Annotated in this window: 24 protein-coding genes; 8 read left to right on the forward strand and 16 right to left on the reverse strand. The window is 65.5% G+C overall.

The genetic code is table 11. The features are described 5' to 3' along the window. The first annotated feature begins 11 nt into the window (after positions 1 to 11). From QSV46_RS30850 to QSV46_RS30860, 3 genes are all read left to right on the forward strand, one after another. Positions 12 to 566, forward strand: coding sequence for an inner membrane-spanning protein YciB (locus QSV46_RS30850; RefSeq protein WP_314960502.1), 555 nt, complete (start codon positions 12 to 14; stop codon positions 564 to 566). A 108-nt stretch (positions 567 to 674) separates the two neighbouring features. Beyond that, complete coding sequence (locus QSV46_RS30855; RefSeq protein WP_314960504.1) at positions 675 to 971, forward strand: hypothetical protein; 297 nt, start codon at positions 675 to 677, stop codon at positions 969 to 971. 13 nt (positions 972 to 984) lie between these two features. Continuing rightward, on the forward strand, positions 985 to 1,905 hold the full coding sequence (locus tag QSV46_RS30860) for an SH3 domain-containing protein (protein WP_314960506.1): 921 nt from the start codon (positions 985 to 987) through the stop codon (positions 1,903 to 1,905). A 155-nt stretch (positions 1,906 to 2,060) separates the two neighbouring features. On the opposite strand, the gene QSV46_RS30865 is transcribed toward QSV46_RS30860, so the two are convergent. Then, complete coding sequence (locus QSV46_RS30865; RefSeq protein WP_314960508.1) at positions 2,061 to 3,716, reverse strand: fumarate hydratase; 1,656 nt, start codon at positions 3,714 to 3,716, stop codon at positions 2,061 to 2,063. A gap of 213 nt (positions 3,717 to 3,929) precedes the next feature. On the opposite strand from QSV46_RS30865, the gene QSV46_RS30870 reads away from it, so the two are divergent. From QSV46_RS30870 to QSV46_RS30880, 3 genes are all read left to right on the forward strand, one after another. Next, on the forward strand, positions 3,930 to 4,403 hold the full coding sequence (locus QSV46_RS30870) for a hypothetical protein (protein ID WP_314960510.1): 474 nt from the start codon (positions 3,930 to 3,932) through the stop codon (positions 4,401 to 4,403). Positions 4,404 to 4,553: 150 nt separating this feature from the next. Then, a complete protein-coding gene (locus QSV46_RS30875; protein WP_314960512.1) occupies positions 4,554 to 4,727 on the forward strand; it encodes a hypothetical protein in 174 nt (57 codons plus the stop codon). A gap of 117 nt (positions 4,728 to 4,844) precedes the next feature. Then, entirely contained in the window at positions 4,845 to 5,519 is a 675-nt protein-coding gene (locus QSV46_RS30880; protein ID WP_314960514.1) for an isoprenylcysteine carboxylmethyltransferase family protein, read from the forward strand. A 52-nt stretch (positions 5,520 to 5,571) separates the two neighbouring features. Here QSV46_RS30880 and QSV46_RS30885 read toward each other — a convergent pair whose 3' ends face one another. The 10 genes from QSV46_RS30885 to flgB all read right to left on the reverse strand — a co-directional run bounded on the left by QSV46_RS30885 (position 5,572) and on the right by flgB (position 14,713). Continuing rightward, positions 5,572 to 6,279: a glutathione S-transferase gene (locus tag QSV46_RS30885; RefSeq protein WP_314960516.1), complete on the reverse strand. Its 708-nt coding sequence runs from the start codon at positions 6,277 to 6,279 to the stop codon at positions 5,572 to 5,574. A gap of 201 nt (positions 6,280 to 6,480) precedes the next feature. Beyond that, positions 6,481 to 7,161, reverse strand: coding sequence for a lectin (locus QSV46_RS30890; protein WP_314960519.1), 681 nt, complete (start codon positions 7,159 to 7,161; stop codon positions 6,481 to 6,483). A 146-nt stretch (positions 7,162 to 7,307) separates the two neighbouring features. Continuing rightward, positions 7,308 to 8,342: a Tim44 domain-containing protein gene (locus QSV46_RS30895; RefSeq protein ID WP_314960521.1), complete on the reverse strand. Its 1,035-nt coding sequence runs from the start codon at positions 8,340 to 8,342 to the stop codon at positions 7,308 to 7,310. Positions 8,343 to 8,512: 170 nt separating this feature from the next. After that, entirely contained in the window at positions 8,513 to 11,098 is a 2,586-nt protein-coding gene (gene cckA, locus QSV46_RS30900) for a cell cycle histidine kinase CckA (RefSeq protein ID WP_314960523.1), read from the reverse strand. A gap of 160 nt (positions 11,099 to 11,258) precedes the next feature. Further along, positions 11,259 to 12,332, reverse strand: a complete 1,074-nt coding sequence (flhB, locus tag QSV46_RS30905) for a flagellar biosynthesis protein FlhB (RefSeq protein ID WP_314960525.1) — start codon at positions 12,330 to 12,332, stop codon at positions 11,259 to 11,261. Between the two features lie 7 nt (positions 12,333 to 12,339). After that, positions 12,340 to 13,110: a flagellar biosynthetic protein FliR gene (fliR, locus tag QSV46_RS30910; RefSeq protein ID WP_314960527.1), complete on the reverse strand. Its 771-nt coding sequence runs from the start codon at positions 13,108 to 13,110 to the stop codon at positions 12,340 to 12,342. A 17-nt stretch (positions 13,111 to 13,127) separates the two neighbouring features. Continuing rightward, on the reverse strand, positions 13,128 to 13,391 hold the full coding sequence (gene fliQ / locus QSV46_RS30915) for a flagellar biosynthesis protein FliQ (protein WP_007612284.1): 264 nt from the start codon (positions 13,389 to 13,391) through the stop codon (positions 13,128 to 13,130). Positions 13,392 to 13,545: 154 nt separating this feature from the next. Continuing rightward, the gene (fliE, locus tag QSV46_RS30920; RefSeq protein ID WP_314960547.1) at positions 13,546 to 13,854 is read right to left on the reverse strand and encodes a flagellar hook-basal body complex protein FliE; all 309 of its coding nucleotides are present in this window, start codon (positions 13,852 to 13,854) and stop codon (positions 13,546 to 13,548) included. A 16-nt stretch (positions 13,855 to 13,870) separates the two neighbouring features. Then, positions 13,871 to 14,296 (reverse strand): flagellar basal body rod protein FlgC, encoded by a 426-nt coding sequence (gene flgC / locus QSV46_RS30925; RefSeq protein ID WP_314960549.1) that lies wholly within the window; start codon positions 14,294 to 14,296, stop codon positions 13,871 to 13,873. Positions 14,297 to 14,308: 12 nt separating this feature from the next. Beyond that, a complete protein-coding gene (gene flgB, locus QSV46_RS30930) occupies positions 14,309 to 14,713 on the reverse strand; it encodes a flagellar basal body rod protein FlgB (protein ID WP_314960551.1) in 405 nt (134 codons plus the stop codon). 353 nt (positions 14,714 to 15,066) lie between these two features. On the opposite strand from flgB, the gene QSV46_RS30935 reads away from it, so the two are divergent. Together QSV46_RS30935 and fliP are read left to right on the forward strand one after the other, a co-directional pair. Continuing rightward, positions 15,067 to 16,026, forward strand: a complete 960-nt coding sequence (locus QSV46_RS30935) for a flagellar biosynthetic protein FliO (protein ID WP_314960554.1) — start codon at positions 15,067 to 15,069, stop codon at positions 16,024 to 16,026. Further along, entirely contained in the window at positions 16,023 to 16,781 is a 759-nt protein-coding gene (fliP, locus tag QSV46_RS30940) for a flagellar type III secretion system pore protein FliP (protein WP_314960556.1), read from the forward strand. Before QSV46_RS30935 ends, fliP begins: the two co-directional genes overlap by 4 nt. An 8-nt stretch (positions 16,782 to 16,789) precedes the next feature. On the opposite strand, the gene QSV46_RS30945 is transcribed toward fliP, so the two are convergent. The 5 genes from QSV46_RS30945 to fliL all read right to left on the reverse strand — a co-directional run bounded on the left by QSV46_RS30945 (position 16,790) and on the right by fliL (position 23,549). Next, positions 16,790 to 20,506, reverse strand: a complete 3,717-nt coding sequence (locus tag QSV46_RS30945) for a tetratricopeptide repeat protein (protein ID WP_314960558.1) — start codon at positions 20,504 to 20,506, stop codon at positions 16,790 to 16,792. A gap of 102 nt (positions 20,507 to 20,608) precedes the next feature. After that, positions 20,609 to 21,370, reverse strand: coding sequence for a flagellar protein FlbB (locus QSV46_RS30950; RefSeq protein WP_314960559.1), 762 nt, complete (start codon positions 21,368 to 21,370; stop codon positions 20,609 to 20,611). 9 nt (positions 21,371 to 21,379) lie between these two features. Beyond that, positions 21,380 to 21,826 (reverse strand): DUF6468 domain-containing protein, encoded by a 447-nt coding sequence (locus QSV46_RS30955; RefSeq protein WP_314960561.1) that lies wholly within the window; start codon positions 21,824 to 21,826, stop codon positions 21,380 to 21,382. After that, on the reverse strand, positions 21,823 to 23,025 hold the full coding sequence (gene fliM / locus QSV46_RS30960; RefSeq protein ID WP_314960563.1) for a flagellar motor switch protein FliM: 1,203 nt from the start codon (positions 23,023 to 23,025) through the stop codon (positions 21,823 to 21,825). Before fliM ends, QSV46_RS30955 begins: the two co-directional genes overlap by 4 nt. A 29-nt stretch (positions 23,026 to 23,054) precedes the next feature. Beyond that, positions 23,055 to 23,549 (reverse strand): flagellar basal body-associated protein FliL, encoded by a 495-nt coding sequence (gene fliL / locus QSV46_RS30965; RefSeq protein ID WP_314960565.1) that lies wholly within the window; start codon positions 23,547 to 23,549, stop codon positions 23,055 to 23,057. Positions 23,550 to 23,828 lie beyond the last annotated feature (279 nt).

The following is a 23,828-nucleotide window of genomic DNA, read 5'->3' on the forward strand; positions in this document are numbered from 1 at the left end:
CAGGACAGACGATGAAAGACGTATTCCGCCGGCTCGTCTCCGACTTCCTCTCCACCATCGTCTTCCTGGTGATTTATCTGGCGACCGACAACGTCATCCTCGCGACCGCCATCGCGATCCTCGGCGCGATCGGCCAGGTGGCCTGGTCGCGGATCAAGGGCCAGACGCTCGGCTACATGACGTGGGCAAGCCTTGGCCTCGTCATCGTGCTCGGTAGCGCAACGCTGCTCACCAGCGACCCGCGCTTCGTGCTGGCCAAGCCTGCGATCGGACATGTCGCGATCGGCTTCATCATGCTCAAGCGCGGCTGGATGCTGCGCTATCTGCCCGCGATCGTGACCGAGACCATTCCGGAATACGTCACGGTGGCGGGCTACGCCTGGGCCGCGCTGATGTTCGTGCTTGCCGCGGGGACCGTCGCGGTCGCCATGACAGGGGACATGAAGCTGTGGGCTTTCTATATTTCGGTGGTCCTGATCGGCGCGAAAATCGCCGCGTTTGCCATCCAGTATGTTGTCTTCCGCCTGCTGGTCGGCAGCCGCATCCGCGCTGCCGTCCGAGCTTGAGGCCGCGTCAAAGAGAGCGTTAGGCACCCTACCCGAGTTGGGCTATAGGCGTCCTTGGCCAGACTTGCGGATTGTCGCGAGGCGCCGGGAAAAAACTGGGAGACACGAATGGCCGTGGACGGCAATTGGATTCTGACCATGACGACGCCCATGGGCGAACGCAAGGCGACGCTGAACCTGAAGGCCGCCGGCGGCACGCTCACGGGCGTGCAGGGCGCGGAAGGCGATACCGCGGAGATTTTCGACGGCACCGTCAGCGGCCATGCCGTCAACTGGAAGGTCTCGATCACCAATCCGATGCCGCTCACGCTCGAATTCATCGGAACGGTTTCCGGCGACAGCATGAGCGGCGAGATGGGCATCGGCCCGATGGGCAGCTTTCCGTTCACAGGCGCTCGCGCCTAAGCCGCGCAACGTTATGCGCGTGCTCCGTCTCATCGCGGCAACCATCCTGTGCGCCGCGACACAAGCGGCGCGCGCGGACGACACCGAACCGGCGTGGCGCGCAAGCGCGCTCGCCATGGTGCCCGCGGGCTACGTCGCGGGCACAGCCTACCGGACCGATGGTTCGACCGGCTACCTCGCCGTTTATCCCGCAACATCGAACGATCCGAAAACGCCGGCAAGCGTGTTCGCTGCGCGACAGGCCCTCGTCGTCACGCTGAAGGCGGATGCGGCGCGCGCGATCTCAGCCGAACTGAAGCCACGCACCGGGCCCGATTCCGATAACGACGACACCGATTTCGCAAAACCGCATGCCGATCTCGCCGCGAAGCGCATGGCGCTACCTGAAGGCACGGAACCCTGCGATCTCGGCGCCTGGTCCATCGACAAGGATCCTGATGGCCTCAACGTGCGCGCCGGGCCCTCGGTGAAAGCGCGTCTGCTCGGCACCCTGCCGCCGCCCTACCGGCTCAAGCTCGGCGGCGCCGAAAACACGCCCGACGGCGGCTGGCTCACCGAATTCCGCGTCGTCGGATTCAAGGACGGCTGGTTTCTGATCGAAGGCGCCAAGCCGCCGGGCAAGAATTACGAGGACGAGAAGAGATATCCACGCAATGCGCCAAAACCCTATGCCGGACGCGGCTGGGTCGCCTCGAACAAGATCGGCGCTTCCTACGCCAACGGCGCGACGCGCATGGGCGGACTTTTCCAGGCGCCCTTCGTCGATGCGAAGTGGATGCCGGCCCAGCGCGAACTCGGCGGCCCCATCGACACTGACGGCGGCCCGAAGCGCATCTTGGCTTGCAGCGGCCTCTGGGGCCTCGTCGAAAGCCAGGACGGCGTCCGCGGCTGGTGGCGTTCGCTGTGCTCCAACCAGGTCACGAATTGCAGTTAGACGTCGAAGCTTCCGCGTCGTCATGGCCGGGCTTGTCCCGGCCATCTACGGTCTTACCGGCGGCACTAACGTGGATGCCCGGGACAAGCCCGGGCATGACGGTTTCCTGTGGGGGCTTATCCACAATCGCCCACGAGTAAGCGTGGTGTGAAAGCTCAGCCCAGATTCAACGCCTTGAAGAAGTCGTTGCCCTTGTCGTCGACAATGATGAACGCCGGGAAGTCGACCACTTCGATGCGCCAGATCGCTTCCATGCCGAGCTCGGGATATTCGAGCACCTCGACCTTCTTGATGCAATGCTCGGCGAGGTTCGCCGCCGCACCGCCGATCGAGCCGAGATAGAAGCCGCCATACTTCTTGCAGGCCTCGCGCACGGCCGGCGCGCGGTTGCCCTTTGCGACCATCACCATCGAGCCGCCAGCGGCCTGGAACTGGTCGACGAAGGAATCCATGCGGCCAGCGGTGGTCGGGCCGAATGCGCCGGAGGCATAGCCCTCGGGCGTCTTGGCCGGGCCGGCATAGTAGACCGGGTGGTTCTTGAAGTAATCCGGCAGCGGCTCGCCCTTCTCCAGTCGCTCGCGCAGCTTGGCATGCGCGCTATCGCGCGCCACGATCATGGTGCCGGTCATCGATACCCGCGTCTTGATCGGGAATTTCGAGAATGTCGCCAGAATGTCCTTCATCGGCTGGTTGAGGTCGATCTTGACGACCTCGCCACCGAGCGACTGCTCGACCTCAGGCAGATACTGCGCCGGATTGTGCTCGAGCTCCTCGAGATAGACGCCGTCCTTGGTGATCTTGCCGAGCACCTGACGATCGGCCGAGCAGGACACCCCTAACCCGATCGGCAGCGAGGCGCCGTGACGCGGCATGCGGATCACGCGCACGTCGTGACAGAAATATTTTCCGCCGAACTGCGCGCCGACTCCAAGCGACTGCGTCATCTTGTGAATTTCCTGCTCCATCTCGACATCGCGGAAGGCGTTGCCGTCGGGCGAGCCGTGGGTCGGCAGCGCATCGAGATAGCGCGCCGACGCCAGCTTCACCGTCTTCATGCAGAGCTCGGCCGAGGTGCCGCCGATCACGATGGCGAGGTGATAGGGCGGGCACGCCGCGGTGCCGAGCGTGAGGATCTTTTCCTTCAGGAAGGCGAGCAGCCGGTCCTTGGTCAGCACCGAGGGCGTCGCCTGAAACAGAAAGCTCTTGTTGGCGGAGCCGCCGCCCTTCGCCATGAACATGAACTTGTAGGCATCATCACCCTCGGCGTAGATCTCGCACTGCGCTGGCATGTTGTTGGCGGTGTTCTTCTCCTCGTACATCGAGAGCGGTGCGACCTGCGAGTAGCGCAGATTGCGGCGCAGATACGCATCGCGCGCGCCCTCCGACAGCGCCGCCTCGTCGTCACCGTCGGTGATGACGTTGCAGCCCTTCTTGCCCATGATGATCGCGGTACCGGTGTCCTGGCACATCGGCAGCACGCCACCGGCCGCGATGTTGGCGTTCTTCAGAAAATCCAGCGCGACGAACTTGTCGTTCGGGCTGGCCTCGCCGTCCTCCAGGATGGCGCGGAGCTGCTTCAGATGGCCGGGCCGCAGATAGTGGTTGATGTCGCCGAAAGCCGCTTCCGACAGCGCCCGCAACGCCTCGCGCGACACCACCAGCATGTCCTTGCCCAGCACCTTCTCGACCCTGATACCCTCGGCCGTGATCTTCTTGTAGGGCGTCTCGTCCTTGCCCAGCGGAAACAGCGGGGTGTGCTTGTAAGGCGGAACGGGCTTTGCGGGGTCAGGGAAGGCGGTGGGAGCGTTCATGGGGCGAATCTCGGGGTTTTGGAGCCCTCGCGGGCCTCTAAGCATAGAAGCGTTCTAAGCGCATTTCGGACGGAAAAGAAAGGGAGTGGCGCGCATGGGATAGTTCGGCGCGGGTTCGGCTGGGCATCGGCACGGCTCGTGGAAAGGCCACCACCCACCCTTGCGCTTCGCGCTGACCGACGCTTGAATGCGCCCTCCAAGGGGCTTTTCATCATGATTTTCAAACTGCACGTCCGCGGCGCGATCCTGGTCGCCGCCGCCATCACCGGCCTTGTGACCCTCGCCTCGCCCGCCCGCGCGGACCGCTGCGACGACAGCGCCAAGGAACTGTCGAGCCAGGTCGAGCGCCTCAAGGTGAATTTCCGGGCCGCCAACGTCGTCTACCTCTCGCATCCGGCGGCCAAGGAGCTGTCCGTGGGTTGCCGGGGCGACAAATATTCGATCGAGCTTTTTGCCAAGGGCGATCGCAAGCCGACGCCGGAGTTCCTTGCGCTGGTGGGGTCGACGGCGGCGATCGTGTTCACCGTGACCAAGGACGACACCACGACGGGCGCGACACGCTGCCTGAAGCGGATGGGACTGCTGCGCGGCGACAAGGTCGTCATGCGCTACCGTCGGCTCAACATGGAATGCACCCGCACCAAGACCGACGCGTCCATCGCGATCACGCGCGGCAAGGACGAATAGGCGAGCTTCGCTCACTTTCGCCAGGCGCGGTGTGCGTGTGTCAGCACACCGCCCACCACACCAAGTCCCTCGCATTTTAACGATTGGCTTGACGGAAGTTTTGCTCCTCACGGCGCAGGGTCAATTGTTTCCATGTGTGAGGATTTGCGGATGAACGTTTCGACCGTTGCGCCGCCGCCGATCGCGATCGTGGTGCCGAACTACGACACGACCAAGCAGCAGGACGATCAGACCAAGGTCAAGGACACCGACCCGACCTACAAGCCGCAGCCGCCCGCGCCGCTACCGCCGGGTCAGGGCACGCGGATCGATCAGCTCGCCTGATCAGCCCTTGCCGGGGATGAAACGCCCGATCCGGTCGATCGGGCTTTTCGCGTGTCCGGCCGCATCTTTGCCGGATAGCGGGACCAATATCGCGCGCGGCTGACCTGAGACCTGCGCATGATCGCAAGACTGCTGTTGCAGAACACGATCACCACTGTCGCGATGGGCGCGCTGCTGTTCGCGTGCGCCGGGACCCTGCACTGGCCTTCGGCCTGGGTGTTCCTCGCCACCTGTGCCCTGCTCGGCCCGCTCTGCGGCTGGTGGCTTTATCGGGTCGATCCCGCACTGCTCGCCGAACGTCTGCGGCCGGTGCTGCAAAGGGACCAGCCCGCGGCAGACAAGGTCTTCATGACTGTGTTCGTCGCCGCGATGCTGGCTTGGCTGGTCGCGATGGGGCTCGACCGGCGCATGCTGTCCTCGGACATGCCGGTCGGGTTCCAGGTGCTCGGCCTCGTGCTGTTTCTGCTCTCGACGCTGTTCGTCCTCTGGGTGTTCCGCGAAAACTCGTTTGCCGCCCCCGTCGTGAAGCTGCAGGCCGAGCGCGCGCAGCGCGTGATCTCGACCGGGCCTTACGCGCATGTGCGCCATCCCATGTATAGCGGCATGATCCTGTTCTTCGCCGGCGTGCCGCTGCTGCTGGGCTCGTGGTGGGGACTTGCGATGGTGCCACTCATCCTCGCATTGTTTGCGGTCCGCATCGGGATCGAGGAGCGCACGCTGCGCGAGGGCCTGCCCGGCTATTCCGACTACGTCGCGCGCGTGCGCTATCGGCTGCTGCCCGGCGTGTGGTGAGCACGCATCAGCCTCTGCGCGGCACGGCGCATCTACTTCGCTCGAATGCGCTTTAGCCGTCGAGCTCGCGATAACGGCGGAAGATGCCCTGCTCGTTGAAGGGAATGCGGCGCTCGCTTGCGAGATAGGCCTTGATGTTCGGCCGCGCGGCGATGCGATCGTGCAGGCCGACAAGGCCCGGGATATCTTTCTCGAATGCCTTCATCCGCTTGGGGAAGGCGTAGCGCAGTCCATCGACGATCTGGAACAGCGAGAGATCGACATAGCTCAGCCTGCGGCCGGTGACATAGGCACCGCCATTGCCGGCGAGAAGCTGTTCGAAATAGCCGAGGAACTTCGGCACGCGCTCGCTCCAGAAGTCGGCCGTGCGCTTCTTGGCCGGCGCCTTCTGGTCCTCGTAATAGAGCGAGGGCCCGAGCGGATGGTGGGTGTCGTGGATCTCGACCACGAGGTCGGTGATGGTGAGCTGGAGCTGATGCACCCAGAGTTTTCCGGCTTCCGTCTTCGGCGCCAGCCCGTGACGGCTGCCGAGATAGAGCAGGATGTTGGCGGTCTGACCGATGACGAGCTTGCCGGCTTTCAGGAACGGCGGCGCAAAGGGCGGCGTGCCCTCACGCGCGTCCATCATCTTCATCATCGCAGCCGTGCCGCGCGGGCCGCGCGCGACGTCCGCGTAGGCCGCGCCCCCCTCCTCCAGCGCCAGCCGCACATATTCGCCGCGGCCCTGGATCTCGGGCCAGTAATAGAGCTCGTATTTCATGGGAGAGGTCCGTGCACATTGGGGCGACGGGACCAATGTAGCATGTGGCTCCCGGTTCCCGCAGAGACGAGCGGAACTCAGCCGTCACGCGCTCGTCATTGCGAGCGCAGCGAAGCAATTCCAGAAATGGCTTCTGCGGAGACAGTCTGGATTTGCTTCGTCGCGAGAGCCGTCGCAAGACGGTTGGGAGGGTTCAGCGCCTCAATTCGACGCGAAGCAATACAGCAACCCGTCGCCGCCGGTGCTCTTCAGATCGGATTGCGAGCAGCCGCCATCGGGACCGCGCGAGGGGTGAGAGCTGTTCCAGGATTTCGACGGCTCGTCATCGGACAGGCCTCGACGATCGGCGTGGCCGACGACCGCTGCGCCTTGCGTGCTCGACGTCCAGTTCTTGCAGGTCTTGTCGTCACCCGCGGCAAAAGCGGTGCCGTCGGGTTGCGATCCCGTGAGGATGTCGTGCCGGTTCGGCGTGTCGCCGGCGCCGTTGATGACCTCGCCTTTCTCGCTGAGTGCGGTCTGCTTGGTGAGGTTGTTGGCCGGTCCGTGCAGGTCGGCGACGTCCTTGGCGATCACCGCGTCCTTGGCGTTCTGCCAGGGTCCCCTGCCGATGCGATCTTTGGCGTTGACGGCCGGCTTGCCGTCGGCGGCCTGCGTCGACAGATAGGCGCGCCAGGTCTTCGTGCCGGCGCCGCCGGCCTGTGCCAGCTTCTGGCATTGCGCATCGGCCCCCTCCAGGCCGCCGAGATCGGCGCCCTTGCCAGGACCGCTGGAGGTCACGAAGAACGTCATGTCGGCCGACTGCGCCTGCGCCGATGGCGCCGCAATCAAGGCCGCGGCAAGTGCGAGGCCCGAAATCGTCAGGGATCTCTCGATACGGATCATGCTGTCCTCCAGTTGTGTTTTTCGTTGGCCGCCAGATGTCAACCCGACGCGCGCCGGCTTATTCCGATACCGCGGTGCGAGACGCCCAAAAAGAAAAAGGCGCCGTGCAAAAAGCACGACGCCCTGGTTCCTCATGTCGTCTGCGATCAGTTGGTCTGCTGGATCGCCGACAATTCCCAGCCAGTGCCCGGACGGCGGGCAAAGGTCCAGACTTCAGTCGCCTCGCCCGGCTGCTCGCTGCCGGCGACAACCGCGCCGGTGTTGCGATCGGTCGTCTTGTCGGTGAGCGCGAAGCGCAGCGCCACCGTGGCAAACTCGGTCTCGCCTTCCCGCCAGGCTTCCGCAAGGTCGCCTTGCAACAGCTTGACGTTGGTCACCTTGTTCACGACGTTGCGCGCACGGTTCTCTGCGAGGTCCTTCTCGAAATAGGAGACCATTTCCGGCGTCGCGAGCGTGTGCAGCTTGGCCACGTCCTCGTTCGACCAGGCGGTCTGGACATCGGCGAGCAGGCGCTCGAACGCCTCATAGTCATCAGGCTTGATCTCGACCGGCGCGTTGTTGGCGTTGGCGCCGAAGCCGAAGCCGCCAAGACCGCCGGCAAGTCCACCACCGAGACCGCCGCCACCGGGGCCACTGCGATAGTTCGGCTGCGGCCCCTGACCGGCACTGGCGTCAGCGTTGGCGTAGGCCGCCTGCTGCGAGTGGCGGCGCTGCCACCACGACATCGCCAGCCGCACCACGACCACCACCAGCACGATCTGGATGATCAGGCCCAGGATCGACGACAGGCCGCCGAGGCCACCGAACAGGCCGCCGCCGAACAGCATGCCGAGCAGGCCTGCGCCGAGGAAGCCGGCCGCAAGGCCGCCCATGAAGCCGCCGGCGCGGCCGAACATGCCACCGCGCGCGGGTGCGGCAGCAGCCGAATTCATGCCTGCGCCCGGCTGGGTGTAGGTCCGGTTGAACTGCGACGTCGAGCCCGGCGCGGTCGTGGTCGACGGGGGGGCTGAGTAGGTCCGCGAGCCGCGCGAACCCGACGACATGCCGCCTCCGACGCGGGCGTCGGCCGACGAGATCACCAGCGCAGTCGGCAGCCCGAGCGCCAGTACGACGGCAATCGTCTTGAAGAGACTGCGGCTACGTTGCGAGAAATTCATGTTCTTTTCCCAAATCCCCGGCATGGGGATGTGCCTCTAAGATGGTCAGCCTTCTCGAAAAGGGAAGCCGGTTTCGGAACTTGTGGCTGCGGCCCTCAGTCGCGGGGATGCGGCAAAAGCCCATATTTGACGAGGGTTTGTCCGGAAAGCCCCGGAACCGCGGTCGCCCGCTACCGGCGCGTTGACGCAGGCGGTTACCCCACTTTCGCCATCGTCTCCTTCACGGCCGCCACGAGCTGGCTGAGCGTGAACGGCTTCGGCAGGAAGTCGAACTGCTGTCCCTCGGGCAGGCTCTTCTCGAAGGCATCCTCGGCGTAGCCGGAGACGAAGATGAACTTGATCTCAGGGTTCTTCTCGCGCATCGCCTTCAGCAGCGTCGGGCCATCCATCTCCGGCATCACGACGTCGGAGACGACGAGATCGATCCCGCCGCTCTGTTCCTCCAGGACCTCCATGGCCTCGACGCCGTTCTCGGCCTCGACCACAGTATAGCCGCGCGAGCGCAGGCCGCGTGCATTGAGAGCGCGCAGGCCCTCTTCGTCCTCGACCAGCAGGATGGTGCCCTGTCCGGTGAGATCGGTGCGCGGCTTGGCCTCCGCTGCGCCAGCCGCAGCTTCCTTCGCGGCGCCATTGGCCGCGCTGACCGCTGCGGCAGGTTGCTCGACCTGCGCTTCCAGCTCGGCGTGATGGCGCGGCAGGAAGATGTGGAACGAGGTGCCCTGCCCCGGCTCGGAATCCACGTAGATGAAGCCGCCGGTCTGCTTGACGATGCCGTAGACGGTGGAGAGCCCGAGACCGGTGCCCTTGCCGACTTCCTTGGTCGAGAAGAACGGCTCGAATATCTTGTCACGGATGTCGGCGGGAATGCCGGTGCCGGTGTCGGCGACCTCGATCCGCACATAGTCGGCGGCCGGCATGCCCTTGTAGGCGAGCTTGGCCGCCTCTTCGACAGTGACGTTGGCGGTGCGGATGATCAGCTTGCCGCCGTCAGGCATGGCGTCGCGCGCGTTCACCGCGAGGTTGACGATCACCTGCTCGAACTGGGAGACGTCGACCTTCACCGGCCAGAGATCGCGGCCGTGGATGGTCTCGTGCTTGACCTTCTCGCCGATCAGCCGGCGCAGCAGCATGGCGAGGTCGGACAGCGCATCTCCGAGGTCAAGCACCTGCGGCCGCAGCGTCTGGCGCCGCGAGAACGCCAGCAGCTGCCGCACCAGCGTCGCGGCCCGCGTCGCGTTCTGCTTGATCTGCATGATGTCCTGGAACGACGGATCGGTCGGCTTGTGCGCGTTCAGCAGGAAGTCGTTCGCCATCATGATGGCGGAGAGCACGTTGTTGAAGTCGTGGGCGATGCCGCCGGCAAGCTGGCCGACCGTCTCCATCTTCTGCGACTGGTTGATCTGGTTCTCCAGCGCGCGCCGCTCGGTGGTCTCGAGCATGTGCACGATGGCGGCTTCGGCGTCGTTCTCGCCCCCGTCGACCGGCGTGACGAAGAACTGGCCCCACCGCTCCTTGGTCCCCTCCAGCGCCACCTCGACGGGAGCGATGTCGGCCTGGTTCTCGGCGGCCTGGTTGATGGCCGCGATCAAGAGGTGGCGGTCGCGCGAATTGACCGCGCGGAAGATCGACTTGGAGGCGCTGTCGAGCCCGAGCGCCTGTCCAAGCTTGGCGTAGCGCGCATTGGCGCGCACGACGTTGCCGCCGCGGTCGACGGTCGCGATCGCCATCGGCGTATGGTCGAAGAAGCGCATGAAGCGCACTTCGGCGGCGCGGTCCGGATCGCTGCGCTCGTCGCGGGCGCGGCTGATGACCAGCGTGCGCGACGGTCCCGGCGCGCCGTCGGCGCCGAAGGCGAGCTTGTGATAGAGCCGCACCGGCATGGTCTTGCCCGTGCGCATGCGCAGGTCGATGTCGAAGACTTCGGTCTTCACCTCGCCCGGCACCGCCACGATCGAGGTGAGCAGCGAAGCGCCGTCGCCGGAGACGATGTCGGTGAGCTTGAGCCCGCCCGAGCCGATCTCGGCGAGGTCGTAGTCGAGCCAGTTCGCCAGCGTCGCGTTGACATAGGCGAGCTCGCCGGCCGGATTGACCGAGAAGAAGCCGCAAGGCGCGTGATCGAGATATTCGATCGCGTGCTGGAGCTCCTGGAACACGTCCTCCTGGCGCTCGCGGTCGCGGGTGATGTCGGCGATCGACCACACCGCATATTTCGACTCGCGCTTGCCGGTGCCGAGCGGGCGCACCCGCATGCGCAGCCAGCGGCCCTGGCTGCCGTCATGGCCGGAGATGCGCACCTCTTCCTGCTGGCGCTTGCCTTCGCGCGCTGCTTTCAGCAGACGGAACACGGCCTCGGAGACATCGGGATTGCCGATGAAGATGCGCTCGACGGGACGCACCTCCTGCGGGCCGGTGGCCCCGGTCAGCGTCAGATAGGCCGCATTGGAATAGACCACATGACCGCGCGGGTCGGTCACCGCCAGGCCGTCGAAGGCATGGTCGGCGATGCGCCCCATCACGGGGTCGTCGAGATTGCGGTCGACGAAACGGATGATGCCGGCGGCGAAGGCGAACAGGTTGAACAGGCCGACCATCGCCAGCACGGCGAGAATGCCGAGGATATAGGGCTGCGCCTGCGCGCGCCCGAGCGTCATCAGCCCGACGGCGACGGCGACGAGACCGGCGGCCACCAGCAGCACCAGCGCAATGCTGCCCGAGCGCGGCGATGGCTCGTGCGCCGCAACGGGCTCGCGTGTGAGGTCGTGGTCGGTCTCAGCAGTCATCTCAAGCTGACGCAGCCTGTTGGCAGAGAATCAACGCGCTGCGGCGCGCGCGGGGCCTTCCCTGCCTCATCAGGACCCGCAGGCGCAAGGGCAGCAAGGACGAATGGTACGCTGATTCCCAGTTTACGGCCATTTCCGGTACTTTTCGGGTATTTTAGCCTCACCCGGCGCCGAATCCGCGCTTCAGCCGCATGACGTAGCCGATGACTTCGGCGACTGCATGGTAGTGCTCGGTCGGGATTTCCTGGTCGATTTCGACGCTGGCGTAGAGCGCGCGCGCCAGCGGCACGTTTTCGACGATGGGGATGTCGTGCTCGCGCGCGATCTCCCGGATCTTGAAGGCGAGATTGTCGACGCCCTTGGCGACGCAGATCGGCGCCGACATGCCGCGCTCGTAGGACAGAGCAATCGAATAGTGGGTCGGGTTGGTGATGATCACGGAGGCCTTGGGAACCGCCGCCATCATGCGTTTCCTGGAGCGCTGCTGGCGCAATTGCCGCAGCTTGCCCTTGATGTGCGGGTCGCCTTCGGACTGCTTGAACTCTTCCTTGATCTCCTGGAGCGACATCTTCTGCCGCTGGAACCAGCTGCGGTACTGGAAGAAATAGTCGCCGATGGCGATGATGGCGAGCGCCGCGACCACCGCGCCGAGCAAATGGATGGTCATGCTGGTGGTGGCCCCCAGCATGGCGGCCGGATCGAGCCTGACCATCGCCTCCATGCGATGCCGCTCCGGCCACAGGATCATGGTCATGACCACGCCGAGCACGATCAGCTTGCCGATGCCCTTGAGGAAGTTCGCCGCCGCCTGCTTGCCGAAGATGCGCTTGAAGCCTTCGGCAGGCGACAGCTTGCTGAATTTGGGCTTGAGAGATTCGGCCGACCAGACCAGGCGATGCTGAAGCATGTTGCCGGCAATCGCCGCCAGCACCAGCATCAGCAAGGGCACGCCGACCGCCGCGAGCACGGCGACCTCGATCTGCTGCATCAACGCGAGCAGAGCCTTGCCGTCGGTCTTGATCATCCAGGCATTGGCGAGCAGGTTGCGCATCGGCGTCAGCAGCCCGCTGCCGACCGATCCCGAGAAGGTCGAGACCACGAGCGTTGCGCCCGCGATCATGAACCAGGTGTTGATCTCCTGGCTCTTGGCGACGTCGCCGCGTTCGAGCGCCTCTTCGAGACGTTTTTGCGTCGGGTCTTCTGTTTGACTGTCGGGATCTTTGTCTTCGGCCATCGATCTCTCACTTCAACAGCATCATCTGGTGCATGACACCGATGAAGTAGTCGAGATACGTGCCCATCATCGCGGTGAGCACCACGGCAAGCACCAGGAAGCCCGCGAAGATCGACAACGGCACGCCGACGAAATAGACCTGCATCTGCGGCATCAGACGTCCCAGCACGCCAAGCCCGATGTTGAAGACGAGGCCGAACACCAGGAATGGCCCCGATAGCTGCAGGCCAAGCAGGAACGCAGCGGAAAAGGCCCGCGTCGCAAGCGCAGCGATATCGCCGCTCGACACGGTCTCGCCCGGCGAGAAGATCCTGTAGCTGTCGTTCAGCGCCGCGATCACCAGATGATGGCTGTCGGTGGCGAACAGCAGCGTCACCCCGAGCATGGTCAGGAAATTGCCGACCAGCACGCCCTGCTGACCCTGCGTCGGATCGACCGAGGTGACGAAGCCGAGCCCCATCTGCTGCGCGATCACGGCACCTGCGACCTGGAGCGCCGACAGCGTCACGCGCGCGGTCGCCCCCAGCACGATGCCGATCACGATCTCATGCAGCATCAGGACCAGCAGCGGTGCGATCGACTCCATGTCGACGTGATAGGCGCCCCGATGCAGCGGCAGGATGATGAGCGTGAGCAGCAGCGCGATCGACAGCTTGATCCGCGTCGGGATGTTGGTCTCGCCCAGGCCCGGCAGCAGCATTACCATCGCACCGACCCGGGCGAAGGCGAGCATGAAGGACGCGGCGAGCGCCGGCAGCAGCGATACGTCGATGCGCATGACGGACGCATTGTGCCTCAGCCGCCGATGATTCGCGACGATATCCGCAGCATATGGGAATGGAGCGCGTCGGCCATGAACGGCAGCGCCAGCAGCATCGTGGCAAAGATCGCCAGGATCTTCGGCACGTAGATCAGCGTCTGCTCCTGGATCTGCGTCAGCGCCTGGAACAGCGACACGACGACGCCGACCACGAGCCCGACCACCATCAGCGGCGACGACACGATCACGATGGTCCAGATCGCATCACGCGCGACGTCGAGGGTCTCTGGTCCGGTCATTTTCGATTTCTCACTGTGAATTGTTGTTCGTCATTCCGGGGCTCGCGAAGCGAGAGCCCGGAATCCATACTCCCGATCGCGGTTATGGATCCTCAGATGCGCAATTGCGCATCGTAGCTCGCGACTTCGTCGCGCCCCGGAATGACAGCGGCGATCAAATCGGCATCTTCATGATGTCTTCATACGCCGCGATCACGCGATCGCGGACCGAGACCAGCGTCGACACCGCGACGTCGGTGTCGGCGACCGCCGTCACCACGTCCATCACGTTGGCCTTGCCAGCGGCCATCGCCACCGTCTGGGCGTCGGACTTGCGGCCGGTCTCCATGACGCTGCCGACGGCGTCTTTCAGCAGCGAAGCAAAGGACTGCCCGTTCGGCTCGCTGCCCTTGCCGGCGCCGCTGTTCTCCAGCACGCGGGCGAGGTTGGCATAAGCGTTGGCGGCGATTGTGGGTGATGCCATGGCTCAATTGTCCTGTTCAGCTCTTGAGGATGTCGAGCGTGCGCTGGATCATCCGGCGCGTCGCACTGATGATGTTGAGATTGGCCTCGTAGGACCGCTGCGCGTCGCGCATGTCGGTCATCTCGACCACCGAGTTCACGTTGGGATATTTCACGTTGCCCGTCGCGTCCGCCGCCGGATTGTTCGGCTCGTATTTGGTGCGGAAGCTGGACTGGTCGGGCTTGATGCGGCCGAGGGTGACGACCTGCGCGTCGAGCGTGCGGTCGAGCGCGGAGGAGAAGGTGGGCACCTTGCGCCGGTAAGGATCGCCGCCTGCGGTCTGCGAGGTCGAATCCGCGTTCGCGATGTTCTCCGAGATCACCCGCATGCGCCCGGCCTGCGCGCGCAGGCCGGAGGTCGCGATCGCCATCGAGCGGGCAAAGTCGCTGCTGTCATTGGCCATGGTTTACGTCCTCTAGCCCTTGCCGATCGCGGTCTTGAGCAGACGCAGGCTCTTCGAGTACAGCGAGGTCGCCGCCGCATAATCCATCTGGTTGTTCGCGGCCTTCATCATCTCTTCCTCGAGATTGACGGCGTTGCCCGCGGGACGGGTCTCGAAACCTGCATTCTTGTTCTGGTCGAAGCTCGAGGCCGCCCCGGACGGCGTCATGTGGGAACCGCTGGTGCGGGCCAGCGCCAGAGGTCCCATCGAGCCCGTCACCGCGCCTGATTTGTCGAGCTTCGGCTCGACCAGGTCGCGCGGCCGGAATTTGGGCGTGTCGGAATTGGAGACGTTCTCGGACAGGACGCGCTGGCGTTCCTGGTGCCATTGCATCTTGGTGCGAAGCGCCGACAGCACCGGAAGATCGTTGATCGACATCGTTGCGGTTCCTTCCGCTTGTCCTCGGACCTTCAGGCCCGAAGCTAGGCAGAATTTGCCGCGTGTATGGTTAACAGGTGGTTAAGGATACGACGGCCGCACGTGTCCTGCCGGGACACGCATTTGCAAACCCGTGGTTCTACGAATCAAAAAGCGGCATTAACCCAACCGTTTGGCGGGCCATGCACAGGCCAAGAAGTCGTTTTGGATCGAGCGATTCATGGGTTATTAAGAGTTGGGGACGGCAAAACTTGCCGTGGGACGTTAAGAAATCGCAGTTTGGGGCATCCAACGCCGGTGGTCGGCGCATTTGACCATGGGCACGAGAACAGCGCCATTTGTCGGGGACAAGTATGCAAGGCAGTCCTATCACCTTCATCGTGGCGTTCATCGTCGTTCTGGCGTTGATCGGCGTCGCCGCATGGCTGGTTCGCCGATTCGCCACCAGCCGGCTCGGTGCCAACACCCAGCGCGGCCGGATGCCCCGGCTCGCCGTGATCGATGCCGCCGCGGTCGATGGCCGGCGCCGCCTGGTGCTGGTCCGGCGTGACAATGTCGAGCATCTCCTGATGATCGGCGGCCCCACCGACATCGTCGTCGAGCCGAATATCGTGCGCGCCGCGCCCGGCCGCGACCAGCTTCCGCAGCGTGCCAATGCCGAGCCGCCGCGTCTTGCTCCGATGCCCGATACCAGCGGCTGGGCCGACGAGGCTCCGCGGCCCGAACTGCTCGATCATCCCGAGCCGCTGATGCCTGAGCCGCCGCCGCGGCCCGCGCGTCCCTCCTTCGCCGATGAAGCCCGCCGGCCGGCCCCGGCCGAGCGCCGCGGCGAGCCGCCATTGGCCGGCTTTCCGCCCGAGCCGCTCGCGCCGCGACCCGAGCGCGAGCCGCGTCCCGAGCCCATTCCGCCGCGGATCGCCCGCAACGAGCCCCCGCTGATGCCGCGTCCGCCGCGCCAGAGCGAGCCGGTGAAGGTGCCGCCGGTGCGCGCCGAGCGCGTAGCGCCGCCGCCGGTGCCGCAGGCCCCGCCCGTTCCGCCGCCGGGCCCCGCCGCCGCTGCGCCTTCGAGCGCCGAGCAGAATCTCGCCGAGATGGCGCAGCGTCTCGAAGCGGCACTGCGCCGCCCCTCCGGCGAGACGATCGCGCCTCCGGTTGCTCCGGAGCCGCCCGCCCCGCCGCCGCCGCGCGCAGCGCGCAGCGAACCGCCGGCGCCACCGGCCCCGCCCGCAAAGCCGGCCGCGGAGAAGACCAGCTTTGAAAATCTCGAAGACGAGATGGCCTCATTGCTCGGCCGTCCGAAGCCGTCTTCGTGAGGCTGCCGGCCCTCCCGCGTAGAGTTGTTTTTCTTTCTGTCCTGATCGCCGCGGCTTCGCTCGCAAGTCTTGCGCATGCGCAGGACATCAGCATCAATCTCGGAGGCGGCGCTGGCGGCGGCGGCGTCACCGAGCGCGCGATCCAGCTCATCGCGCTGCTCACGGTGCTGTCGATCGCGCCGTCGATCCTGATCATGATGACGTCGTTCACGCGCATCGTGGTCGTATTGTCCTTGCTGCGCACCGCAATGGGCACGGCAACCGCCCCGCCGAACTCCGTGATCATCGCGCTCGCGATGTTCCTCACCTTTTTCGTGATGGGGCCGGTCCTGCAAAAATCCTACGACGAAGGCATCCGCCCGCTCGTCGCCAACCAGCTCAGCGTCGAGGATGCGCTCCAGCGCGCATCCGTGCCGCTGCGCGGCTTCATGCAGAAGAACGTGCGCGAGAAGGACCTCAAGCTGTTCCTGGATCTCTCCGGCGAGCCGCCGCCGGCCACCCCCGACGATCTCGCCTTACGCATCCTCGTCCCCGCCTTCATGATCTCCGAGCTGAAGCGCGCCTTCGAGATCGGCTTCCTGTTGTTCCTGCCCTTCCTGATCATCGACCTCGTCGTCGCCTCCGTGCTGATGTCGATGGGCATGATGATGCTGCCGCCGGCGACGATCTCGCTGCCGTTCAAGCTGATCTTCTTCGTGCTGGTCGACGGCTGGTCGCTGGTGGCGGGGAGCCTGGTGCAGAGCTACGGCGGGTAGCAGCGATCCTACCGCGTCATCTTGATCTGCCGCACGACCGGGATCGTGGGCAGCGAGCCGGTATGGTCGGCCTCGTCCTTGGCCTGCGGCGAGGCCGGCGCGCGGGCGCTGGCGTCGGGGAAGCGTTGCTTCATCTCGCGCAGGAAGCCGTCGAGCGTGTCGACACTGGCGGCAAGCTTGGCGATTTCGGCGAATTCGGCGCTGGAGGACGCGGCGGGCTTGCTGGCGATGTCGAAGGCGAGACGGTCCGCGCTCTCGCTCATCAGCGGCGCGTATTTCTCGCGGAAGCGCGACAGGCCGATCGAGTCGTCGGCGAGCGCATAGCCGACGGCGGCGCGGATGATGTCGCTCTTCTCGACCGCATTGAGCGGCTTGAAGTCGCGGAAGCGGTCGCCGTAATAGAGCTCGATCTGCTCGGCGGATTCGCGCCAGCGCCGCGCAGCCCAGAAGATGTCGGAGCGCAGGCGCAGCACTCCTCGCCCGGCGACGTTGGAGACGATGTCGAGCGCGAGATCGTGGCGTCCGACGTCGCTCTGCGCGCGCGCCTCGAGCAGCAGGCGCTGCTGCCGCAATTCGCCGGAGAGATCGCTGATGCGGCTCGCGCGCAGCGCCGAGATCGCCATGTCGGGCTTGCGATTGGCGAGATAGACCATGGAGAGGCGCGCGGCGACCTGGGCGCGGGCTGCGCCTTCGAGGCGGTGGTCGACCTGGTATTGCAGGAGCTCGGCGGCCTGGTCGAGCAGATCGATCGAGGCCAGGCGGTCGGCGAGACGGCGGATCAGCTCGTCGCCGCGGCGGCCGATCGGCGTCAGCTCGCGGAACTCGTAGAACATCCCGAGCGCCTCGACCGGCGGCAGCTCGTCGCCCTTGGGCCCGAGGAAGATCCGCGTGAACAGGTCGGAGGCAAGGTCCTGCGCCAGGCGCGAGGCCTCCGCGTTCGGCTGGAGCCTTGTCGCCGTCCGCGCCGCCCCGAGCGCGTCCCGGTACCGCCCGTTCTCGGCGTAGATCTGCGACAGCATCTGGAGCGTCTTGACCTCGATCGAGTCGCCCCGCCAGGTCATCGACAGCGTCTCAAGCTCGCGCAGCGCGTCCTCCTTGGAGATCTCGTCGCGCTTCTGCCGTAGCGCCACTTCGAGCTGCTTGGCCTCGGCCGCCGCCTGACGATCGTTCGAGGCGACCGCGAGCTTGTAGTCGTCGAGCGCGTCCTTGTCGTGGCCGAGCGCTTCGGCGAGCCGGCCGCGCAGCACGGCGAAGCCGGGCGCCGCCTCGGGCGAGATGCCGACCACCTCGATCTCGCCGCGCCGCTTGGAGGCGCCGGCATAGTCCTTCACTTCGAGCGAAGAGCGCATCGCCTCCATCGTGACGATGCGCTGGATGTCGATCGGCAACGAGGCGATGGCGAATTCGACGTTCTTGAACTTCTCGCGCGCATCCGCCCATTTGCCCTGGCGTGCATAGGCAAGCGCCTTCCAGAGCTGGGAATCGTGGCTGTTGCCGATCACGGGATTGGCGAGGTCCTTCAGACCCTGCGCCGGCCGGCCGATCAGGATGCTCGCGATCGCATGCATGATCAGCGCGCCGCTCTCCTCCTTGTTGAGGGGATCGCTCAGCATCAGATCGGTCACGGACTTGGCTTCGTGATACATGGCGCGCGACATGTAGAACTGCGCGAGGTCGAGCCGCGGCAGCGAGCGCTGCGCCGGATCGACGGCCGCGATCGCCGTGATCAGATTAGCCTGGCGCGTCCAGAAATCCTCCGACTGGCCCTTGCGCCAGCCTTCCGGGCTGAAGACCGGCCGCACCGCGGTCGGCGCGCGCTCGGCCGAGATATCGACCGGCGACAGCGTCAGGCCGCCCTTCTTGCCGAGAATGATCTTGTCGGATCCGACCTCGACGCCGATCTCGTCGGAGTTGGGCCGGATCGCGATGCCGTGCGCGGATTCCAGCAGTGAGAGATCGACGAGGTCCTGACGCTTGATGAAACCGCGGACCGGCCGCTGCCCGGTGACGACATAGAGCGTGTCGCCGGCGTCGGGATCGGTCAGCTTGTGCAGAATCCCGGGATTGGCAAAGGGAATCGCGATGTTGGCGAGCGCGGGATCGGTGATGTTGCGCGACATCATCAGCGGCAGCGGCGTCGCCTGGATCTTGTCGGCGAGCGTCAGCAGCCAGTTGGTCTCCTTGCCGATCTCCTCCGTGGTCAGGGAGTAGACCAGCGGCCGGGTGAGACGGATGCGCACCGCCTGCCCCTTGTCGAGCGGCGTGCGGCTGACCTCGCCGATCATCGCGCCGCCCCGGGCGCGGATCGCCTCGACGTCGACCGGCTTCGGCGTGTCGAACACCAGCCACAACGTGTCGCCGCGGCGGAAGGCTGCCGCGGGCGTTGAGGCCTGAAGCGGGAACATCACGCGCAAGCCGTCGCTGTCGCGGCGCACATCGACGCTGGCGACAGCAGGCTGCAGTGCGGGCTGCGCCTCGGCAGACGCGGCCTTGACCGCTTCTTTCGGTGCGGCCTTGACGGGCTCCTGCGCAGCTTCCGTCGCGATCTCTTTGGGTGCTTCGACGAACGCAGGCGTCATCGGCTTGACGGGAGCGGCCGGCACGGCGGCCTCCGCAGGTCTGGGTGCTTCGGCCGCGGGAGCCGGCACCGGCTTCGGTGCTTCAACGGGCGGCATCGCGGCGGGAGCTTCCGTCTTGACCTCGGGCTTCGCCTCGATTTTGGCTTCGCGCGCGATCGTCTCGGAGGTCGGCGGCGCGATCTCGCGACGGACCTCTTTCGGCTTCTCGGCCGCCGGCTTTTCCGGTGCCGGGCCATGACCGGCGGCAGGCTTGGCCTGCGCGATCAGGGATTCGGCCGTTGCGGCGGTCTTGCCCTTGTCTGGCTGGAAGGAGATGTCGACGACGTAGTTCTTCTCGTCGCGGAAGGAGTGCACGTCGGAATCGCCGATCAGCGCGATCTCGACACTGGTCTGGTCGATGTCGGCCCTCTGCTTGATCGAGGCGACGTTCGGCGGCGCGGCGACGACGGCGTCCGCCAGATCGAAATTGAGGCCGGCATTGAAGGCGAGCGTGAGCTTCTGCTCGTTGAGCACGGAGGAGACGCCGACGCCGTCGGGCATCTCGAACACGAAGCGCACGAAGGTCGGCTGCACCGAGGCGCGCACGCGGATCTGCGGGCGCTTCTTGGTCTCGGCCGCGGCCCGTTGCGCGCGCAAGGCCCGTTCGGCCACGCGCGCGCGCTCGGCGAGCTCCTTGACCACGTCCATCGGCAGGCTTGGCGGCGGTCCCTTCCAGCCCTCGGGCAACAGGTCGACGAAGGTGCGCTCGCCGGCGTTCATGGTGTTGACGGTGACGCGCCGCGCCAGCGACAAGCGGATAGCCCCGCCGTCGGGATCGCGGCGGGCAGAGTTGACGTAGTCGGGCGCACCTTCCGGAACGCGGTCGACGGGAACGTCGACCGCCCGGTCGAAGCGGATGATGAGAATGGAGCCGGCGGTGGTCACCTCGGAGGGAACGTCCTCGCCGAGCTTGATCACCAGACGGGCAAAGCCGCCACCGGCCGAGAAAGTCGCCTCGCCCCTGATAGCATCGGCGGAACGGGCAGGCGCAGTGAAGCCGATGAGGAGGCAGGCCGCCAGCGCGCGCGCCTTTCGGACATGACGCGACAGCCCGTGCGCCAAAGCGCGGGCTCGCGACCTCAATCCATCGGCAGCCTTCTGCGCCATTGGCAGCATTTCTTCCGGTTCGACGGTCCATGCCAGCACTGGTGCCGGCCCGTGCCGTCGATTGTAGGTTTCGCCAATTAAGGGCTTCTTAAGTATGAGCCCTCAATTCGGCTTTTGCGTCGGCTTGCCGTCGATCTTGGGCAGTTCCCCGGCCGCGGCCGATTGATCGCCGCCGCCATTGGCCCGGCGGGCCATCTCGACCGTGAGCCGCTCTGCGGCCTCCGGCGACATCACCCCCATGATGTCCGACATCTTTCGCGGCGCGATAGCCGAGGCGATCTCGATCAGCACGCCCATCTCGAGCCGGTCGAACACCCGCGCGGCGTCCTTGGGCTTCATCCCTTCATACATGGTCACGAGGCCTTTCATGCGCTGGGCTTCGGCGGCTTTCTGTTCGGCCTGTGTCGCGGAGATGCGGGTCTCCACCGCCTTCATCTCCTCGACCTTGTTCTCGATGCGCTTCTCGGCCGACTTCAACAGGCTCTCGCGGATGTCGATCTCGCGCTGGCGGGCCTCGATCTCCTGGCGGCGCGTCTGCAGGCGTTCCAGGATCGCGCGCTCGGAGGCGGAGACCTGCGGCTGGGCGTCGTCGATCTTGACCACGGTGCCCTCGGGCTTGGTCTCGGGCGCGGCGGGCTTCGGCGCCTCCTTCGGCGCGCCATGGGTCGAGCCGGTGATGTCGGGGTCCTCGCGGCCGGTCGGGAAGTTCAGATTCTCCTGCGCCCAGGATTTTTTGACCTGGTTCGGCTGGTAGTCGAAGACATAGCCGCCATTGATCGCGAGCCCCACGACCTTGAGCGTGGCGAGGCCTGCGACGGCGACCAGGACGACCGGAATGACGCGGATGTTACGAAAGGATTTCATACCCTGACTTTATGCGGCAAGACCGTTGGATCGTCTGCGCTCGGAGAAGGCTTCGGCCGCAGCCGCCACCGCCTTTGCCGACGAAGGCCTGGCCGCCGGCGTCGCAGCTGTTTCCGGACTCGTCACGGGGCGCGCGGCGATCGCGATCTTGGACAGGCGCCGCACCACGTTGTCGGCTTCGCCGAGCTGCTTGTAGAGCTGGTCCGACATCTGGCTCGCCGCCGCAAGCTGGCTGCCGAGGTTCTCGTTGACGTCGCGCACGGCAAGCTTCAGCCCGCCGATCGCGCGCTCGGCGATCTCGGTCGCGGTGATCAGCTCGCCGATCACCGCCTTCAGCGAATGCTCGTCCGCCTTCAGCCGCGTCAGCCGCTTGTTGAGCATGACGCAGTAGACGATCGTCAGCATCAGCAGGATAGCCACCAGCGTCTCGATCGCCATTCCCAGGGAGTGGTTCATGGGGCCTCCATCATCTTGTTCTGCTCATCGACCTTCTCGAACATCGCAAGTGTCGTACTTGGCTTGCGCAGGGGTTTCGTCACGCGGATCGCGACGCGGTCGCCGACCCGGCCCATCCGCCCCTCGGTCAGGGTGACGTCGCCGCAACGCACGGTCACGTTGGCATCCGCGCGCATGTCCAACGGCAGGGTGTCGCCGACCTTGAGCCGCATCAGCTGCTTGAGCGGGATGTCGGCCTCGTAGAGGACGGCATCGACCGCGATCTCGGCCTGGTTGATCTCGGTGGCGAAATGGCCCTCCCAGACCGTGTCGCGGCCGAATTTTTCGCCCATGAACATCTGGAGCAGGACGCCCCGGATCGGCTCGATGGTCGCATAGGGCAGCAGCAGCTCGATGTTGCCGCCGCGATCTTCCATGTCGATGCGCAGGCGCACCAGGATCGCGGCATTGGCGGGACGGCTGATCGCGGCGAAACGCGGGTTGGTCTCGAGCCGGTCGATCGTGAAGGTCACCGGCGACAGCGGCCGGAACGCCTGCTCGGCGTCGGCCAGCACCACCTCGACCAGTCGCTTGACCAGCTCGGTCTCGATCGTGGTGTAGGGCCGGCCCTCGATGCGGAGCTGGCTCGAGCCGCGGCGGCCGCCGAGCAGCACGTCGATCATCGAGTAGATCAGGCTGGAATCGACCACCGCCATGCCGAAGTTTTCCCACTCCTCGGCCTTGAACACCGTGAGCACGGCCGGCAGCGGGATCGAGTTCATGTAGTCGCCGAAGCGCACCGAGGTGATGCGGTCGAGCGAGACTTCGACGTTGTCGGAGGTGAAATTGCGCAACGAGGTCGTCAGCAACCGCACCAGGCGGTCGAAGACGATTTCGAGCATCGGCAGACGCTCGTAGGAGACCATCGCCGAATCGATGATGGCGCGAATGCCACTGTGGTCGTCGAGCGTGACGTCGCCGACCGCGAAGCCGAGGAGATTGTCGATCTCTTCCTGCGACAGCACCCGCTCGCCGGAGTTCTTGCCGGCGCCGAGATCACGGCTGCCGTCCTCGACCATGGCCGCCCATTGCAGGGCCATGGTTTCCGATAATTCGTTTTCGGCAGCAGCCTTCGCCGCCTCCGCGGGATCCTCGGAATCGAGCGACGCCTCCCATTGGGCGGCAATCGCATCCTGGTCCATTTGCTCGTTGCCGGCCATGACGCTCGCCCGTTACCTTCCCCGCGCCATCACTGGATCACGACTTCCTTGAACAGCACCGCGCTGACCTGGATCGGCGAGACCGCCGCGTTGACGCGCTTGGTCAGCTCTTCCTTGAGGCGGAAGACGCCGGCCGAGCCGTTGAGGTCGGAGGAGCGCAGCTCGCGCACATAGGTCTGGAAGATGTCGGTGATGCGCGGCATCGTCGGCTTGATCGCCTCGATCTGCTTCTCTTCCTTCAGCTCCAGCACGATCTTGAGCTTCAGATATTGCACGCGCTCGCCCGGCGCACCGGCGAGGTTGACCATGATGTCGGGCACGTCGACGAACGCCGGCGGCTTCGGCGGGGGCGCCGCCTCGGCGTGATGCTCCTCGCCATGGCGGAAGAAGAAGAACCAGGTCGCAGCACCGCCGCCGAGCACGGCGAGCAGGCCGACGGCCATGATGATGAGCTTGAGCTTGTTCTTCGGAGCGGCTTCCGCGCCTTCGGCGGCTGCGCCGCCTTCCGCTTCATTCTCTGCCATGGGTTAACCGGCTCGCTCATCTCAAAAGGGTCGAAAGAGCGAAGCCTCCTGGCAGACAGTGACGCGATACGAATGCCCCAGCGCAATGCGCTCCTCTTGCACGCAAACGCTACGGTAATAATGGTTAACGGTTTCTTTCGATTGCGCCTCCACTAGGAAAAATCTGCCGGGCAAACATGGCTAACAGAACCTTTCTGCCGCCCGTCCGCGCCCTCGAAAAATCGACAAGGTCTTGAAATCGCACAATTTTGCGGACTGGCACGAGTTTCGCTGAGAAAG

This window comes from Bradyrhizobium cosmicum (genome assembly GCF_032290525.1).
Taxonomy (GTDB): domain Bacteria; phylum Pseudomonadota; class Alphaproteobacteria; order Rhizobiales; family Xanthobacteraceae; genus Bradyrhizobium; species Bradyrhizobium cosmicum_A.